The sequence below is a fragment of the Pseudomonas sp. p99-361 genome (assembly GCF_003935475.1).
Classification (GTDB): Bacteria; Pseudomonadota; Gammaproteobacteria; order Pseudomonadales; family Pseudomonadaceae; genus Aquipseudomonas; species Aquipseudomonas juntendi.
In genome coordinates this window covers 65,280-80,404 of the sequence record NZ_RHQO01000003.1, presented here as the reverse complement: position 1 = coordinate 80,404, position 15,125 = coordinate 65,280, and the positions used below count along the sequence as shown (strand labels likewise).

Annotated in this window: 15 protein-coding genes; 7 read left to right on the top strand and 8 right to left on the bottom strand. The window is 64.4% G+C overall.

Annotation, left to right across the window (positions count from 1 at the left end):
* The first annotated feature begins 312 nt into the window (after positions 1-312).
* Positions 313-1,218 (top strand): LysR family transcriptional regulator, encoded by a 906-nt coding sequence (locus EGJ22_RS02530; RefSeq protein ID WP_029887070.1) that lies wholly within the window; start codon positions 313-315, stop codon positions 1,216-1,218.
* A 104-nt stretch (positions 1,219-1,322) separates the two neighbouring features.
* Positions 1,323-2,525 carry an MFS transporter gene (locus tag EGJ22_RS02525; RefSeq protein ID WP_029887071.1) on the top strand — a complete coding sequence of 401 codons (1,203 nt, stop codon included), beginning with the start codon at positions 1,323-1,325 and terminating at the stop codon, positions 2,523-2,525.
* A 41-nt stretch (positions 2,526-2,566) separates the two neighbouring features.
* Here EGJ22_RS02525 and EGJ22_RS02520 read toward each other — a convergent pair whose 3' ends face one another.
* Complete coding sequence (locus tag EGJ22_RS02520) at positions 2,567-3,178, bottom strand: LysE family translocator (protein ID WP_029887072.1); 612 nt, start codon at positions 3,176-3,178, stop codon at positions 2,567-2,569.
* 105 nt (positions 3,179-3,283) lie between these two features.
* Here EGJ22_RS02520 and EGJ22_RS02515 point away from each other — a divergent pair, with 105 nt between their 5' ends.
* Positions 3,284-4,258, top strand: coding sequence for a GlxA family transcriptional regulator (locus EGJ22_RS02515; RefSeq protein ID WP_029887073.1), 975 nt, complete (start codon positions 3,284-3,286; stop codon positions 4,256-4,258).
* A gap of 34 nt (positions 4,259-4,292) precedes the next feature.
* On the opposite strand, the gene EGJ22_RS02510 is transcribed toward EGJ22_RS02515, so the two are convergent.
* The 4 genes from EGJ22_RS02510 to EGJ22_RS02495 form a co-directional block, all read right to left on the bottom strand.
* On the bottom strand, positions 4,293-5,144 hold the full coding sequence (locus EGJ22_RS02510) for a CAP domain-containing protein (RefSeq protein ID WP_047149650.1): 852 nt from the start codon (positions 5,142-5,144) through the stop codon (positions 4,293-4,295).
* 231 nt (positions 5,145-5,375) lie between these two features.
* Positions 5,376-5,987, bottom strand: a complete 612-nt coding sequence (locus EGJ22_RS02505) for a cell wall hydrolase (protein WP_064314591.1) — start codon at positions 5,985-5,987, stop codon at positions 5,376-5,378.
* A gap of 32 nt (positions 5,988-6,019) precedes the next feature.
* The gene (locus EGJ22_RS02500) at positions 6,020-6,937 is read right to left on the bottom strand and encodes an AEC family transporter (protein ID WP_029887326.1); all 918 of its coding nucleotides are present in this window, start codon (positions 6,935-6,937) and stop codon (positions 6,020-6,022) included.
* A 124-nt stretch (positions 6,938-7,061) separates the two neighbouring features.
* Positions 7,062-7,760, bottom strand: a complete 699-nt coding sequence (locus tag EGJ22_RS02495) for a pirin family protein (protein WP_029887325.1) — start codon at positions 7,758-7,760, stop codon at positions 7,062-7,064.
* Positions 7,761-7,944: 184 nt separating this feature from the next.
* On the opposite strand from EGJ22_RS02495, the gene EGJ22_RS02490 reads away from it, so the two are divergent.
* The 3 genes from EGJ22_RS02490 to EGJ22_RS02480 all read left to right on the top strand — a co-directional run bounded on the left by EGJ22_RS02490 (position 7,945) and on the right by EGJ22_RS02480 (position 12,036).
* Positions 7,945-10,449, top strand: coding sequence for a UvrD-helicase domain-containing protein (locus EGJ22_RS02490; RefSeq protein ID WP_029887324.1), 2,505 nt, complete (start codon positions 7,945-7,947; stop codon positions 10,447-10,449).
* Positions 10,450-10,601: 152 nt separating this feature from the next.
* The gene (locus EGJ22_RS02485; RefSeq protein WP_029887323.1) at positions 10,602-11,528 is read left to right on the top strand and encodes an alpha/beta fold hydrolase; all 927 of its coding nucleotides are present in this window, start codon (positions 10,602-10,604) and stop codon (positions 11,526-11,528) included.
* A 67-nt stretch (positions 11,529-11,595) separates the two neighbouring features.
* On the top strand, positions 11,596-12,036 hold the full coding sequence (locus EGJ22_RS02480; RefSeq protein ID WP_029887322.1) for a VOC family protein: 441 nt from the start codon (positions 11,596-11,598) through the stop codon (positions 12,034-12,036).
* Between the two features lie 34 nt (positions 12,037-12,070).
* Here EGJ22_RS02480 and EGJ22_RS02475 read toward each other — a convergent pair whose 3' ends face one another.
* Both EGJ22_RS02475 and EGJ22_RS02470 read right to left on the bottom strand, forming a co-directional pair.
* On the bottom strand, positions 12,071-12,640 hold the full coding sequence (locus tag EGJ22_RS02475) for a hypothetical protein (RefSeq protein WP_029887321.1): 570 nt from the start codon (positions 12,638-12,640) through the stop codon (positions 12,071-12,073).
* A gap of 41 nt (positions 12,641-12,681) precedes the next feature.
* Positions 12,682-13,068, bottom strand: coding sequence for a VOC family protein (locus EGJ22_RS02470; RefSeq protein ID WP_029887320.1), 387 nt, complete (start codon positions 13,066-13,068; stop codon positions 12,682-12,684).
* A gap of 208 nt (positions 13,069-13,276) precedes the next feature.
* Between EGJ22_RS02470 and EGJ22_RS02465 the strand changes: the two genes are divergently transcribed.
* On the top strand, positions 13,277-14,209 hold the full coding sequence (locus EGJ22_RS02465; RefSeq protein WP_029887319.1) for a LysR family transcriptional regulator: 933 nt from the start codon (positions 13,277-13,279) through the stop codon (positions 14,207-14,209).
* Positions 14,210-14,215: 6 nt separating this feature from the next.
* Here EGJ22_RS02465 and EGJ22_RS02460 read toward each other — a convergent pair whose 3' ends face one another.
* Positions 14,216-14,866 carry a TIGR04211 family SH3 domain-containing protein gene (locus EGJ22_RS02460; RefSeq protein ID WP_029887318.1) on the bottom strand — a complete coding sequence of 217 codons (651 nt, stop codon included), beginning with the start codon at positions 14,864-14,866 and terminating at the stop codon, positions 14,216-14,218.
* Positions 14,867-15,125 lie beyond the last annotated feature (259 nt).

Here is a 15,125-nt window from a genome sequence, read left to right as displayed (position 1 = left end):
GGATCTCAGCAGGTGGAATGCGCGCAGTTTAAGCCCTTAGCTTGCTAATTAACAAGTTGGTACATAATTTTGTGAGGCTGATTGTCGCAGGGCTGAACTTAACGCGATGTGTCTAAAATTCTAGATCGTGTCTGGAAAAATGCATGAAACCACCGGGTATGGCGGCCAAGGTTTTATTATCCAGCTACGGTCGGTTGTAGGCTTTACGCGGGTTGGGCGTGCGCCCGCCATGGCCCGGTTTGCTCGGCGCCACGCTTCTTGACCGGGCTGGCGGTTTGTAAGACCTTTGCGAGTTTTCGAGGACGGCCTGACATGGACAAACTTTTGGCGATGAAAATGTTCGTGGCCACCGTCGATGCCCAGGGTTTTTCAGCGGCTGCACGCCGGCTGGGGGTGGCGACCTCGTCGGTGACGCGCCTGGTCGATGCCCTTGAGTCGGCGCTGGGCGCCACCTTGCTCAATCGTTCGACGCGCCAGGTCAGTCTCACCGAGGCAGGCGCGCGCTACTACCAGCGCGCCCGAGGCATCTTCGAGGCGTTGGACGAGGCCGATGCCAGCATCTCGGACCGCGGTGAGGAACCGGTCGGTGTGCTGCGCCTGTGCTTGCCGGTGGAGTTCGGCAGGCGGGTCATCGCCCCGCACTTGGGGCCGTTTCTGGCGCGCCACCCGGCGCTGGAGCTGGACATCGACCTTAGCGACCGCATCGACGACCTGCTCGACGGGCGTTATGACCTGTCGATCCGCCTGGGTGACCCAGCGCCCAGCGATGAAATGGTGTGCCGCCCACTGGGCCGCTTCCAACGCTGGCTGGTCGCCAGCCCGGGCTACCTGGCCGAGCGCGGGCCGCTCCTGCATCCCCGGCAGCTGCTTGAACACCCCTGCCTGCGTTTTCGCTATGGGCAAAAAGCACGGCCCTGGAGCCTGACCTGTGGCCAGGAAAGCCTGGAGCTGGACGTAAGCGGGCCGCTGCGCAGTGCCAACGCCGACATGTTGCGCGAAACGGCGCTGGCAGGCAGCGGTATTGCATTGCTGGCCGACTGGCTGGTACGCGAAGATGTTGAAGGCGGTCGGCTGCAGCGCCTCTTCCCTGAATGGCAAGCCAACCCTGGCACCGCCAACGACTGTATCAACGCCCTGTACCTGCCCAACCACCGGGGTTCGCGACGGGTCAGCGCTTTCATCGGGTTTTGCGAAAATGTGCTGAATACTGGCCGCTAGCGTTGCGCTATACGCAAAGGCGCGTTGCGTAGCTGCCCAATTCTCGGCGCCGCTGCCCGCAGGTAAGGTGGCCGTCATCCCCATACCTTGTCGAGGAACCTCGCATGAACCCTTCCGTCGCGTCAGCGCAACCGGCCACTGCCGGCCTGAGCCGGGCCCTGGTGGTACTCCTGGCGTTCTGCTGCGGCGCTATCGTCGCCAACATCTACTACGCCCAACCCATCGTGGGGCTGATCGCCCCGGACCTGGGGCTGTCTACCGAACATGCCAGCCTGATCGTTTCCCTCACCCAGCTCGGCTATGCGTTGGGCCTGTTGTTGCTGGTACCGTTGGCCGACTTGCTGGAAAACCGTCGTCTGATGGTGGCCACCGCCGTTCTGGCCTGCATCAGCCTGCTGTTGGCAGGTACCAGTGGCAGTGGTCAGGGGCAGTTGTTCCTGGGTTACGCCCTGCTGATCGGCTTCAGTTCAGTGGCGGTGCAGATGCTGATTCCGCTGGCGGCGCACCTGGCGCCCGAGCACCAGCGCGGTCGGGTAGTGGGCAACATCATGGGTGGGTTGCTGCTGGGCATCCTGCTGGCCCGGCCGTTGTCCAGCCTGGTGGCCGACCACTTCGGCTGGCGTGCGGTATTCATCGGCGCTGCCGGGGTCATGCTGGCGATCATCCTGCTGCTGGCGTCAACCCTGCCGCAGCGTCGGCCCGAGCACAAGGCCAGTTACGCAGGGCTGATGCTGTCGCTGCTCACCTTGCTGCGCCGTTACCCGCTGCTGCGCCAGCGCTCGCTCTACCAGGCCTTGATGTTCGCCGCATTCAGCCTTTACTGGACGGCGGTGCCGCTGGCCCTGGCTGCAGGGCATGGCCTGTCGCAAAGCCAGATCGCCTTGTTCGCGTTGGTCGGCGCAGTGGGTGCGGTTGCGGCACCCATTGCCGGCCGCCTGGCCGATGCCGGGCATGCCCGGGCGGGGTCGTTACTGGCGCTGTTACTGGCGCCGGCCGCCTTGCTGCTGGGTTTGACGGTGCCCGGCTACAGCGTGATCGGCCTGGGCCTGACGGGTGTGCTGCTGGATTTTGCGGTGCAGATGAACATGGTGATCGGCCAGCGTGAAGTGTATGCACTGGACCCGGCCAGCCGTGGGCGTTTGAATGCGGTGTACATGACCAGCATCTTCCTTGGCGGGGCGCTGGGTTCGGCAGTGGCCAGTGCGCTGTTCAGCCAGTTTGGTTGGGCAGGGGTGGCATTGGTGGGCGCCGCCTTGCCGGGGGTGGCGCTGCTGGTCTTCGTTTTCCAGGCACGCCAGGCTCGATAGGCGCTGCAACGCCAGTGGCAGTGGCCTGCCTGTGCCAGGGGCTAGCGGCTCAAGGGCAAGGCCACGCCAATCAGGGCGAACAAGCTCCCGCAGCAGCGATTGAAGCCTTTGCCTGCTTTGCTCAGCCAGGGCCGAACGCGGTACGCCAGCCGCGCCAGCAGGTATTCGACCAGAAACTCGACGCTGGCGAATGTGGCCGCCATGACCACGAACTGCAACAGCAGCCCGCGCTGTGGGTCGATGAACTGTGGCAGGAACGCGCCGTAGAACAGCAGCACCTTGGGGTTGGCCATGGCCGACAGCAGCCCTTGGCGAAACAACCCTGCGTTGTTCAGCCCAGCGTTGCCCGCATTGAGTTCCAACTGCAGGCCTGGGCTGCGCCACAGCTGCACACCTAGCCAGACCAGGTAGGCACCCCCTAGCCATTTCAGTACGCCAAGCACCGACGCCGAGGCCTGCAGCAATGCACCAAGGCCGAACATCGCCAAGGCGATGAGCGCGCTGAAGCCGAACACGCCGCCGACAGTGGTGAACAGGGTTCGCCGGGCCCCATACAGGGCGCCGTGGGTCAAGGCCAGCAGGCTGTTAGGGCCTGGGGTGAGCGACAAACCGATGCTCGCCAGCAGGTAGATGAGCCATGTGTCGAGGTTCATGCCGGGTAACGCCATGTGATGAACAGGGCGCCAGTCTAGGGCGCAATGGTGGCGCTGGCAGGGTAATATCCGGACATTCGATGGTACTTTCTGGACGTGAATACTGTGTATCCCGATATTCGCTTGCTGATCTTGCCGCTACCGGATTTTGCCTTGCTGCCGTTTGGTGCCTTCCTCGACAAGTTGCGCTTCAGCGCCGATGACGAGGACTACAGCCAGCAGCGCTATTGCAGCTGGACGGTGGCGGGGCTGGGTGGTGAACCGGTGCCTTCCAGTAGCGGTGCAGTGCTGCAGGTCGAGGCCGTGGCCGGCGACCTCGAGCTGGCCAGTTTCGACTACCTGGTGCTGTTCGGCGGGCGCAATGCCATGGCCACCGCCGCACTTGCACCGCGCTACCAGGCTTTGCTCAAGCGCGCCAGCAAGGCGGGCGTCAAATTGGTCGGGGTCGACAATGGTGTTTTCCTGCTGGCGGCGTGCGGCCTGTTGCGCGGGCACAAGGTGGTGGTGCACTGGCGCCACGAAGCCGAATTCCGGGCGGCGTTCCCGCATGTGCAGCTACTGCCTGAGCAACTGTACTGCATCGATGGCAACCGTATTACCTGCGCCGGTGGCACGGCGGCCATCGACCTGGCTGTCGCGCTGCTGTCACGTGCCTGCGGTCGCACGCGGGCACTCAAGGGCTTGGCCGACATGCTGGTGGATGAAACCCGCGACAGCCGCCATGCCTTGCGCTCCCTGGAGCCGGGCAGCGGGCCGGGGCGCCAGGTGCAGAAGGCGCAGGCACTGATGCGCCATCACCTGGGGGCGCCGCTGGCGGTGGAGCAACTGGCGGCAGCGTTGGGCATCAGCCGGCGCCAGCTGGACCGGCAGTTTCATGCCAGTCATGGCCTGAGTGCCAAGGCCTGGTGGCGCGAAATGCGCCTGCAGCAAGCACGCTGGCGCTTGCTCAACTCCACCCACAGCCTGGCGCAGATTGCCGATGAAGTCGGCCTGGGCGATGCCAGTTACCTGGGCAAATGCCTGCGGGCGCGGTTTGGCTGTACCGCGCTCGAGCTGCGAGCAGCTACACACCAGGGCTGAAGCGCGCCTGAAAGGGTTGCAAGGGGGCTCGAATTCACTGTGGTGTGCCGAACAGTGCGGTCCAGTAGATGCCCGCATCGCTCTTCGGGTCCACTGCGTAGGCAGCCCCCAGGTCGCGGAACTCGGGGTTCATCAACGTGGCACAGTGCCCGGGGCTGTCCAGCCAGCCTTCGACCACCTTGTGCGCAGTGTCACGCCCAGCAGCAATGTTCTCGCCGATCTGCTGATACAGGTAGCCGGCCAGCTCCGCCCGGTCGCCGGGGGTGCGGCCATCCTTGTCGATGTGGTCGAAGAAATTCTGGTTGGCCATGGCCCGCGTGTGGTTGGCGGCAGCCCCCGCCAGCACCGTGTTCCAGCTTAACGGCGGGGCGGCAGCGAAGGGTTGCCCGCCACACTGCCGGGCCACCTTGCGGGCCGCGTTGATTTCCTCCACCACTTTCTGCCCTTCGGCTTGCCAGTCACCGAGGCGGCCACTGAGCAGTGGCCGGGCCAGCACGATACGCCAATCGCGGCCTTCCTGGCTGACGCCAATGTCGACGAACTGCGGGTCCAGCACCACCTGGCAGAAACTTTCCTCGATGGCATGCATGGCCGCAGGCGCATCGCGCGGCCCTGACAGGCTGATGGCCTGCACATTGACCATAGGGTAGGCCGCCCGGGTCATGGCCTGCTGCAGATCGCGGGTGCCCTCCGGCGACAGCGCCAGGCGGGTATCGCTGTTCAGCGGTGGCAGTTCCAGCGATGCCTCGCCACCGCAAGGTTGAGCCTGGCTGCGGTAGGCATTGATCGACGCGATCAGTTGCGCTTCTTCGCCGGTAACGGCCAATGCCCCGGTCGAAATCAACAGGCCAAGCGACAAGGCGGCAACGGATGACAGCACGCGCATGTGTATCTCCCTATGACTGGCAGCGGCGTGGTAGGCGCTGCTCATCCTACACAAGCTCGGGGCTTTTGGCCCAGGCGGGTGCAAGGCAAATAAAACGCCGGCAATTAGTGCCGGCGGTACACGAAGGGAGGTAGACCATTGCCCGCCGCAAAAGTGCGAAGCTTGGGCGAACAAACCTAAAAGCCGGTGACGAGTCGGGTGACAGGGCAGTGTGCGCTAACACGTGCCTTGTCAGCGGGCCAACGCCTGGTTGGGTTTGTAGAACAAGAAGTGCGTGGTCTTGGCCGTTCGGCGATAAGTCTTGGCCCAGGCTGGATGCACACTGCGGTCATGGAAGTAGAGCGCGCCGCCAGTGGAATCCTGCAACTGCTGGTTGAGGGCTTTGCGCGCAATTTCCTTGGCAACGTCGTAGCGCTGCGGCTCCTCGACCTGGTCGGGGCGCCCGTCGCACCACCAGGAAAACTGGCAGGCTTTGCTTTCAACGCCCTGCTTGACCACACCACAGATGGTATCCGGAAAGCCATCCTGGCCCAGGCGGTTCAGCACCACGCTGGCCACGGCGGCCATGTCTTTGGCATCGGCCCCCTTGGCTTCCCAGTAAAGGGTGCGCGCCAGGCAGGTAAGGCTGTCATCCAGCGGTGCCTTGCCAGCCGGGTCCACGGCCTGCGCTTCGCTCGGGGTCAACTTTTCGGCGGGCTTGGGCGGGGGTGCTGCCTCGACCACTTTTTCTTCAAGGGCCTCGGCCTTGCCCTCGGCCACGGCGGCTTTGGCGGGGTCGGCAGCGTGCAAGGGGGCGGCAAGCAGGGCGGTGGTCAGGCCGATCAGCATCCACGAAAAGCGCATGGTCGAACTCCGAACGGTGGGCTGATGCCAGTCTAGTCAAGCGTAAGCATTAATACCAAAGGCAGGGTGGCGGCGGCGGCCACGGTTTGCAGGGCGATGATGGTGGCCATCAACGGTGCATTGCCGCCCATTTGCCGCGCCATTACGTAGGAGGACGAGGCTGTCGGCAGTGCCTGGAACAGCACCGCCACCACTGCGGCCTGGCCGCCCAGGCCCAGCAGCCGGCACAGGCCCCAGGTGGTCACGGGCATGACCAGGAACTTGAACGCCGAAGCCGCCAGTAATGGCCGCGCCTGCTGGCCGAGGCGGGCGCCGCCCAGCGCTGCCCCCACGCACAGCAGCCCCAGCGGCAGGGCAGCCTGGCCCAGGGCCTTGACCGTGGGCTCGATGCCCGGCGGCAGGCCCAGCCCGGTCAAACGCAGCAGCAGGCCACCCGCGCAGCCGACAATCAGCGGGTTGGCGAAGATTGCCTTCAGCACGGTTGCTGGCGAGCTGTGGCGGGCGCTGAAGCGGGCGAACACCAGCACGCAGAGCAGGTTGACCAGAGGCACGATGGCCGCGTTGGCAACCGCGGCCAGGGCTATGCCGGCGCTGCCGTAGAGGCCGGCAGCCAGGGTGGCACCAATGTAGTTGTTGAAGCGGATACCGCCCTGGAACACCGAGGTGAAATCGGCACCCTCGTGGTCTGCCATGCCTTGGTAGAGCACCAGCATCACCGCGCCCGCCAAGGTGGAAAGCATCAGCGCGCCGACCATGCCCAGCACCGGCACACCCTCCAGGTTGGCGGTGGCCAGGCCATGCAGGAACAGCGCTGGCAGCAGTACGTAGTAGCTCAGGCGTTCAGCGCCAGGCCAGAAGGTTTCGGCCAGAAACCCCCGCAGGCGCAGGAAAGTACCCAGGGCAATCAGCAGAATGATCGGGAGCAGGGTGGTCAGCAGCAACTGCAGCATGTCAACGTTCCGTGGTCGGGTACCGGCAAAGACTACGGCTACGCAACGATTTGTGAAACGGTATTGACTGCACTCGCTGCTGAAAACACCAGCCCGGCTGACCACCAAGCCTGCCGGGTGAAGGTCAGGCCACGTCCACCAGCACGATCTCGCTGTCTTCGATGGCGGTCACGCGCAGAAGCTGCTCCTGCTCGATGGCCACACCATCACGCGCCTCGACCCGCAGGCCGTTGACTTCCACCTGGCCCTTGGCGGGTACCAGGTACCCCCGGCGATCGGCATCGAAACGGTATTCGGCGGTCTCACCCGCTTTCAGGGTGGCAGCCACCAGGCGTGCATCGGTGCGGATCTGCAAGCTGTCTTCATCGCCGGCGCGGCCGCTGGCCAGGGTCACGAAGCCTTCGCCACGTTCACCTTTGGGGAACGGTCGGCTACCCCATTGCGGTGCTTCACCGGTGCGTTCCGGCACGATCCAGATCTGGAAGATACGGGTATCGACGTCTTCCAGGTTGTACTCGCTGTGCACGATGCCGGTACCGGCACTCATCACCTGGACATCACCGGCCTCGGTCCGGCCTTTGTTGCCCAGGCTGTCCTGGTGGGTGATCGCGCCTTCGCGCACATAGGTGATGATTTCCATGTCGCGGTGTGGATGCGGTGGGAAGCCGCTGCCGGCCGCGATCAGGTCATCGTTCCAGACCCGCAGGTTGCCCCAGTGCATGCGCGCTGGGTCGTAGTACTCGGCAAAGGAAAAATGGTGGTGGGCGTCGAGCCAGCCGTGGTTGGCATGGCCGAGGCTATCGAACGAACGAAGTTGCAGCATGGTCGCGCTCCTTGAATCAGTGGATGAGGCCATGATGCGCCAAAGAAACATCGAAAATAAGCGTAAATATCGGCTCAAAACAATCGAATTAGTGGGTTTATAACCTGCGGGTACTTATCCGCTTCATCGCCTAATCCCCTGATCTGCAAGCATTCGCTGGCCATTTTTGGTCGATGCGGCGAACATGCCCATTGTTTACGTTCAGCAAGGAGTGACCGTGGCCCAAGAGCTACCCCAGGCCCCCGCCGACCTTACCCCGCCCGCCCAGTTGCCCTGGTTTCGCCGTGTGGCGGCGCGCCTGCTGGGGCGCTGCCTGACCCGCTTGCAGGCGCAGCACCGGGACTCATGGTTCCTGGGCCATGCCACCGGGCAACGCAGGGGCCATGCCGAGGGTGTGCGCGATGGTTTCGAGCGTGGCCGGGAAGCCGGCTACGAGGCCGGGCGCCAGGTGCTGGTGATCCGCGACAGCCGCCCCGAGGATGCTGCCGTGCCTGGCTGCGACGACAACCTCTTCGACGACTGGCGCCTGCCGCTGACGGCTGAACTGAAAAAACGCTTCAAGGCCGATGTGGCCCTGCGCCTGCCCGCCGAAGCGCAACCCAGCGCTGCGCAATGGAAGCTGATTTTCAGCGACACCCCGTCTACCTGCGTGGTGGCCGGGGCGGGCGCGGGCAAATCGACGTCGCTGGTACTGCGCATCCTGCTGTTGCGCCATTACCTGGGCTACGAGCTGGACGCGATGACCGTGGTCACCTTTACCCGCGAGTCGCGCAAAGACTTCATCAAGCGCCTGGTGCAGGTGTTCGCCCTGTGGCAGATCAACCTGCAACCGGCGCAGGCGCGCGAGCTGGTGCGGACCTTCCATTCACGCATTCTGCCGCTGGTGCGCAGCCTGCCGGGTTTTGACCAGCTGCGTGCTTTCGAAACGCTGGGCAGCGACATGCCGGCCGGGCGCGAAGCCGAGGCCGACAGCAACCCGTTCGACCTGCGCTTGAATGACGCCCAACGCCAGCAACTGAACCAGTGCTACAGCCGCGTGCTGCATGAAAGCCCACGCTTTGCCGAGCTGGTCTGCTTGCTGCGGAGCGAAGCCTTGCAGCTCAAACCCCTGGACCCGAACAACCCCGAGGTGCAAAAACGCGCCCAGGTTACGCAATTGGCTGCGCAGCGCGACGAAGAGCTGTGTGATGTGATCGAGGACCTCTGGTTCGCTGCCGGCGCCTGGCCGATCACAGGTATCGAACCGTGCCGCGATACCGTCGAGATCCGTGGCAGCCGGTTTCATGTGCATGGGCGCCTGGCGGGGGGCGGGCCGTTGGTGGTGCTCGGCTTCGACCCGACGGAAAGCGCGCAGTACCAGCGCCCTGGCGCCAAGCTGGCGGTACGCGGTGAGTGGGCGGTCAAACGCACTTTGTTGCAGGCGTTCTGCGACCGGCCGCTGATCTGGCTCGACAACTACGCCATGGCCCGGCGCCTGGCAGCGTCGCTGGCCGGTGATGCCGTGGCGGGCCCTGGCTTCGAGTACAAGGTCAAGGGCGAGCTGGCGGCGGCGCCACTGCTGGATGCGTTCGTAGGGGCTGCCAATTTCATCGAGAACCTTGGCCTTGAGGTGAACACGGCCGTGGCGTCGATGAGTTTTCCCAGCGGTGACAGCGACGCCCTGTTCTTCGAGGCCCTGGCCTTGTACTGGAAAGCCCTGGAAGCGCACCTGCTGGGCCTGTCGCCACCGGTGATGAGCTACAACCGCATGTTCGCCCTGTTCGGCGAAAACAACCCGGAAAACCTGCGCCTGCTACCCGACCCGCTGTTGCGGCCATTGGCGCACCTGATGATCGACGAGTTCCAGGACGTGTCGCCACAGATCGTCAGCTGGCTGCGTGCGAGTTTGCGCGAAATACGCCGACGCGGCCCGGCCATGCACACCGGGCGGCATGCCCAGCATTCGTCACTGCTGTGCGTGGGCGACGACTGGCAGTCGATCTATGGCTGGCGCGGCAGTTCACCCAAGTACTTCATGGAATTCACCAAGGCCTTTGCTGCACCGGCAAACACCCGCGTGATGCTGGTCGATAACTACCGTTGCCAGCAACAGGTGATCGATGCCGCCGAGCACCTGGTCAAGGGCACCCCGGCAATTGCCGGCAAGAAGGCCCGCGCCAGCGGCCCCGCCGCGCAATTGCCGGGCTCGCCGGTCAAGGTCTTCGACCGGGATGAGGCAGCCTTGGGCCAGACACTGATGGAGCACTACCAGCGCGGCGAGACGGTGATGATGCTGTACCGCAAGGGCAGCGACCGGGCACTGATGAACGAACACCTGCAAAGCGTGGTGCAAGCCGAGGCCGCGCTGCCGGCCGAGCAACGCCGGCTGCGCCAGCTGACCTACCACAGTGCCAAGGGGCTGCAGGCCGACGCGGTGTTCATGCTCGGCGACTGCCAGTACCTGACCAGCTCCCCTTACAAGAACCAGGTCTACCGCCAGGCCGGGTTGGGCAAGGCCGCAGACGCCCAGCCGTTCGATACTGCGCAGAAGGAAGAAGTGCAGCGCCTGGCCTACGTGGCAGTGACCCGAGCCGTGCAGCACTGCTATTGGCACGTCGAGGCCGCCAGCGGCGAAGCGGCGGTGGCGCCAAGGGCGTCTGCACGGGTCGATGGCCGGCAGGCATTTTTCGAGGACCTGCGCGGGCAGTGAAGGGCGCTGTGGCAGGCGAGCAAGGGGCGCCGTTCAGCTGAGGGGTGTCGGTCTGGCCTATGCAAGTGTCGGCCCGGCACCAACGCGGCTGCCGGCATCGCGCCAAGGTAGGAGTGTCGCGGCCTTGCCAGGCCTCAGTCAGGAAGCTACCCATGCGTTCATCGTCGACACCCAAGGATTACCTGCTGGACAACAATGGCATCGAAATCGCGGTGCGCTGCTGGGGCCGGGAGGACGGCATGCCGGTCTTGGCCTTGCATGGCTGGCTGGACAATGCAGCCTCGTTCGACCGCTTGGCACCGCTGCTCGAACACTGTTTCGTCGTGGCCCCCGACCTGGTCGGCCATGGGCGTTCCGACCATCGCCGGCACGACAGTGGCTATTACCTGTGGGAGCACGCCGAGGACATGCTGGCGGTTGCCGACAGCCTCGGCCTGAGCCAATTCCATGTACTGGCCCACGGCATGGGCACGGGGGTGGCGTCGCTGCTTGCGGCCATGACCAGCGGCATCGCCAGCATGACGTTCCTCGACGGCATGGGGGCACCGTTCACCGTCGCCGAGGATGACCGCGTGCAGCACCTGGCGCGGGCCTATCGGCTCAAGCGCATGGTGCAGCGCAGCCAGCTACCGGGCTTCGGCGAGCCGGGCGCCGCCCGCTTCGATGACCTCGACACCGCCTTGGCGCAACGCCGCGAGCGGCTGGACACCGAGCTGTCCGAAGGCGCCGCACGCTTGTTGGCCATGCGCGACCTGTTGCAACTGGGTGAGGGCTATTGCTGGCGCCACGACCCACGGCTGGTTCTGCCCGAACCCATGCCGCTGACCGAGCGCGAAGCGTGCGACCTGCTCAGCCAGATCCGCTGCCCGTTGTACCTGATGTTCGGCCGCCAGGGGGCATTTTCCGGCGATGCGTTCAGCCAGCGCCAGGCAGCTTTGCCCGACCATGCGAAGGTGTCCTGGCACCCGGGCGGTCATCATTTCCACCTGGATGCGCCGGACCGGGCGCTGGCCGACCAACTGCTGCGCATCATCGCGCGGCATGAAGGGGGCATGCTGCAACGCCTGGTGAATGAGTAGCGAGTGCTGGTGATGGCCTGGTGTCCTGCGCTATGGTGGTACACCCCCAGGCCAGCAGGAGCCCGCCATGCGACCCTTCGCCATCCAGCACATCGACCACCTGGTACTGCGGGTCAGGGACCTGCCGCGCAGCGTGGCGTTCTATACCGACCTGCTTGGCTGTTCGGTCAGCCGCGTGCGTGAGGACCTGGGCATGGTGCACCTGGCCACGGGCACGGCGATGATCGACCTGGTTACGCTGGACGGGCCGCTGGGGCGAACCGGTGGTGCGGCGCCGGGCGCCGAGGGGCGCAACCTGCATCATTTCTGCCTGCGTATCGAGCCATTCGATGAGCCCGCCTTGCTGGCCTACCTGCAAGCGGCGGGGGTGCAGGTGGAACCTGCCGAGATACGCTACGGTGCCGAGGGCGAAGGGCCGTCGCTGTACTGCTACGACCCGGATGGCAACCAGGTCGAGCTTAAGGGGCCGATAGCGTCAGTGGCAGCGGTGCACACCCTCGGGGTTTAACCCTGGCGGCGCCGCACACCGGAGCGGGCAACCATCAGTCGAAATAGCCACGCAGCCCGAACGCGTAGCCAGTGTCCACGGTGGCTGGCCGGCCCCGGCTCCAGCGCTTTTTCAACACGAACTCGAACGCCGGCTCGTACAAAGCGTCGCGCACCAGTGCGCCGGCCAGCACCTCCACGTCATACCAGCCATTGTCCAGCTCGATGATCGGCCGCCCCGGTACTTGGTAACGCGCCAAGAAGTCACCCAGCGTCTTGGGCGTGAAGTGCTGAAGCATCCGCCAGGTATACAGCATCAGCGCCCCGTGCTCGACGCGCAGCACATAGCCGTTGCGCTGGTGCTTCAGGCGGCTGCCAGCTTCGCGCAGCGCTGGTGTGTGGTTGTCCAGGGTGAACAGAATGCGGTACGGCAGGTTATCGACCCCGGCCAGTGGCAGCACCACACCTTCACGCACGGCTTGGTCGCCGCTGTCGTCATGGGTGAAGGCGTAGGCCAGGTCATCGGGCAGTTGCTGGTCCTGCTTGAACCGTTCGAGCAACTGGATATCGCCAAGCAGAAAGTAGTCGACCCCGTCATTGAGCACTTCGCTGAATTCATGGCGCATCTGTTTTCCTTATTGTTGCGCAGTGCCATAGCGGCATGGGGTTAGTGCTTCTGTGCGATCTGGATCAGGTTGCCGCAGGTGTCATCGAACACCGCGACGGTTACCGCCCCCTTGTTGGTAGGGTGCTGGGTGAACTGGACGCCGGCGGCGCAGAGCCGGGCATACTCTGCCTGAATGTCACGCACGGCGAAGGAGGTGGCAGGGGTACCGGCTTTCTTGAGTCTCGCATGGTTGGCCTGGGCCTCATCGCTGTCGTACGCCTCCAGCAGCAACTCAACGCCGTTGGGGTCGTTGGGCGAGGTGAGGGTCAGCCAGCGGTGGTCGCCCATGGGGAAGTCCTGCTTGGGCTCGAAACCGAGTACGTAATGGTAGAAAGCAAGGGCTTTGGCTTGATTGTCGACGAGGATGCTGGTGATGACGATCTTCATGAGTGCACACCGTATGCCTAGGGTCGATAAGCATCAGTAAAGACGCTCAGGGCCATTTGACCAGTGCACTTGAGCCTACCCAGGGAAAACCTGCTCAAGCCATAGGCAAATGCTTGATCCGCCAGCCACCGCCCGGGCGCCTGCAGGGGTAAAGTGTCAGCCATGATCCCGATTCCCGTGCGCCCAGGCCGGCGCCAGAGAGGTAAGCGTGGCTGCCTATACCCTGCGACAACTCAAGTACTTCGTCACCACGGTAGAAGCCGGTAGCGTGGCGGAGGCTTCGCGCCAGCTTTACATCGCCCAGCCGTCTATTTCCACGGCCATCAAAGGCCTGGAGGAAAGCTTCGGGGTGCAGTTGTTCATCCGCCACCATGCTCAGGGTGTGTCGTTGACGCCCAGCGGCAAGCGCTTTTACGCCAAGGCCAAGTCGCTGCTGCAAATGGCCCATGAGTTCGAGCAAAACGCCCTGGCCGACAATGACACCGTTGCCGGGCAGATCGATATCGGTTGTTTCGAAACCGTGGCGCCGTTGTACCTGCCACGGCTGATTGCCGGTTTCCGCCAGCGCTACCCTGGCGTGGATATCCGCCTGCGCGACGGCGAGCAGCAGGACCTGATCCAGGGCCTGACCGCAGGGAGCTTCGACCTGGCATTTCTCTATGATCACGACCTCGATGGCACCATCGAGGCCGAGCCGCTGATGCCGCCGCAAAAACCGTACGTATTGCTGCCGGAGAACCACCGTTTTGCCAGCCAGGGCCAGGTCTCGCTGCGCGACCTGTGCCCGGAGCCGATGATCTTGCTGGACGTGGCGCCCAGCCGTACCTACTTCGTCAGCCTGTTCAACGAGCTGGGCCTCACGCCGAACATCGTCTTCAGTTCGCCTTCGATCGAGATGGTGCGCGGCATGGTCGGGCAGGGGTTCGGGTTCTCGCTGTTGGTCACCCGGCCGCATTCGCCCTACACCTACGACGGCCAGCGCCTGGTCATGCTGGACATCACCGAGCCGGTGGCGCTGTCGGGGTTGGCCGCGGCTTGGTTGAAGCGTGTACAGCTGACCAAGCCGGCGCAGTTGTTCGTGGCGTTCTGCCGCGAAGAGCTGGCGAAGTTCCAAGATCTGCAGCCGCAGCGCGGTGCCTGACGCAGTTCAGAACCAGCGGTCATTCTTCTTGCGCCCGCGGGTCAGCGCCGGCAGGATCAGCCCCGCCAGCAGGCCCGCGCCGGCGATGCTGCCACCGTAGACCATGTAGCGCATCATCACCTGTTTGTTCTCATCGCCCAGGCGCGCCTGGGTGTCGCGCAGCTCCGACTGGCTCTGGTCGTATTGCTCGTTGAGCGCCTTGTTGCGTGCCTCCAGCTCGTCAATCAGCTTTTTGCGCGAGTCCAGGGTTTCCTGCATGCCTTGCACGCGGTTTTTCCAGCTGTCGTCGATGGTCTTCAGCTGGCCGGTGAGCTCTGCCACCTGCGCATCCAGCAGCGGCAGCCGTTCGTTCTGGCCGGGAACCGCCTGCAGGTCATCGCTGAGGATCCACACCACGTCGCCATTCTGGCCGCGCACCTGGCTGTACTTGCCCTGGCTGCCAAGCAGGGTCAGCTTTTGCCCGGACTTGAGGGTGCCGACAATGCGATGGCCGTCGGTCGGCCCGCTACGCACATAGGTGCTCAGGCTGTCGCTGACCCAGCGTGCGTCGCTGGCGGGCTCTTCGGCATGCACGGGTGCGGCAAGCGCCAGCAGGGCGGCGATCAGGCTGCCGCGCAGGGCAGGGAGGGCGGAGGCGGTTGGGCGGGAATCGGGCATGTTGGTCTTCGCTGCAACGGAGAAAAAGTAGGCCGGTGACTGGGCCGATGAACCGGTCGGTGAGTTGACCGTCAGCGAATGACCTTTTTTTTGTCAGCAGGTTCACTGCCTGGCGTCGGAAATGTCTGCAGAATGTTGCAGCGCCCAAGCCGTGCCGGGGCGCCGCCGATGACGCAATTGTAATGCGGGGATCATCCTGGCGTTATCTGCCGAGGGGCAATCTCGCAACGCCGACATAAAAACAAATGCGACGTTCAAG

Coding starts and splice junctions, on each gene's coding strand:
- EGJ22_RS02530 (WP_029887070.1), top strand. CDS start 313: ATGGACAAACTTTTGGCGATGAAAATGTTCGTGGCCACCGTCGATGCC.
- EGJ22_RS02525 (WP_029887071.1), top strand. CDS start 1,323: ATGAACCCTTCCGTCGCGTCAGCGCAACCGGCCACTGCCGGCCTGAGC.
- EGJ22_RS02520 (WP_029887072.1), bottom strand. CDS start 3,178: ATGAACCTCGACACATGGCTCATCTACCTGCTGGCGAGCATCGGTTTG.
- EGJ22_RS02510 (WP_047149650.1), bottom strand. CDS start 5,144: ATGCGCGTGCTGTCATCCGTTGCCGCCTTGTCGCTTGGCCTGTTGATT.
- EGJ22_RS02505 (WP_064314591.1), bottom strand. CDS start 5,987: ATGCGCTTTTCGTGGATGCTGATCGGCCTGACCACCGCCCTGCTTGCC.
- EGJ22_RS02500 (WP_029887326.1), bottom strand. CDS start 6,937: ATGCTGCAGTTGCTGCTGACCACCCTGCTCCCGATCATTCTGCTGATT.
- EGJ22_RS02495 (WP_029887325.1), bottom strand. CDS start 7,760: ATGCTGCAACTTCGTTCGTTCGATAGCCTCGGCCATGCCAACCACGGC.
- EGJ22_RS02490 (WP_029887324.1), top strand. CDS start 7,945: ATGCCCATTGTTTACGTTCAGCAAGGAGTGACCGTGGCCCAAGAGCTA.
- EGJ22_RS02485 (WP_029887323.1), top strand. CDS start 10,602: ATGCGTTCATCGTCGACACCCAAGGATTACCTGCTGGACAACAATGGC.
- EGJ22_RS02480 (WP_029887322.1), top strand. CDS start 11,596: ATGCGACCCTTCGCCATCCAGCACATCGACCACCTGGTACTGCGGGTC.
- EGJ22_RS02475 (WP_029887321.1), bottom strand. CDS start 12,640: ATGCGCCATGAATTCAGCGAAGTGCTCAATGACGGGGTCGACTACTTT.
- EGJ22_RS02470 (WP_029887320.1), bottom strand. CDS start 13,068: ATGAAGATCGTCATCACCAGCATCCTCGTCGACAATCAAGCCAAAGCC.
- EGJ22_RS02460 (WP_029887318.1), bottom strand. CDS start 14,866: ATGCCCGATTCCCGCCCAACCGCCTCCGCCCTCCCTGCCCTGCGCGGC.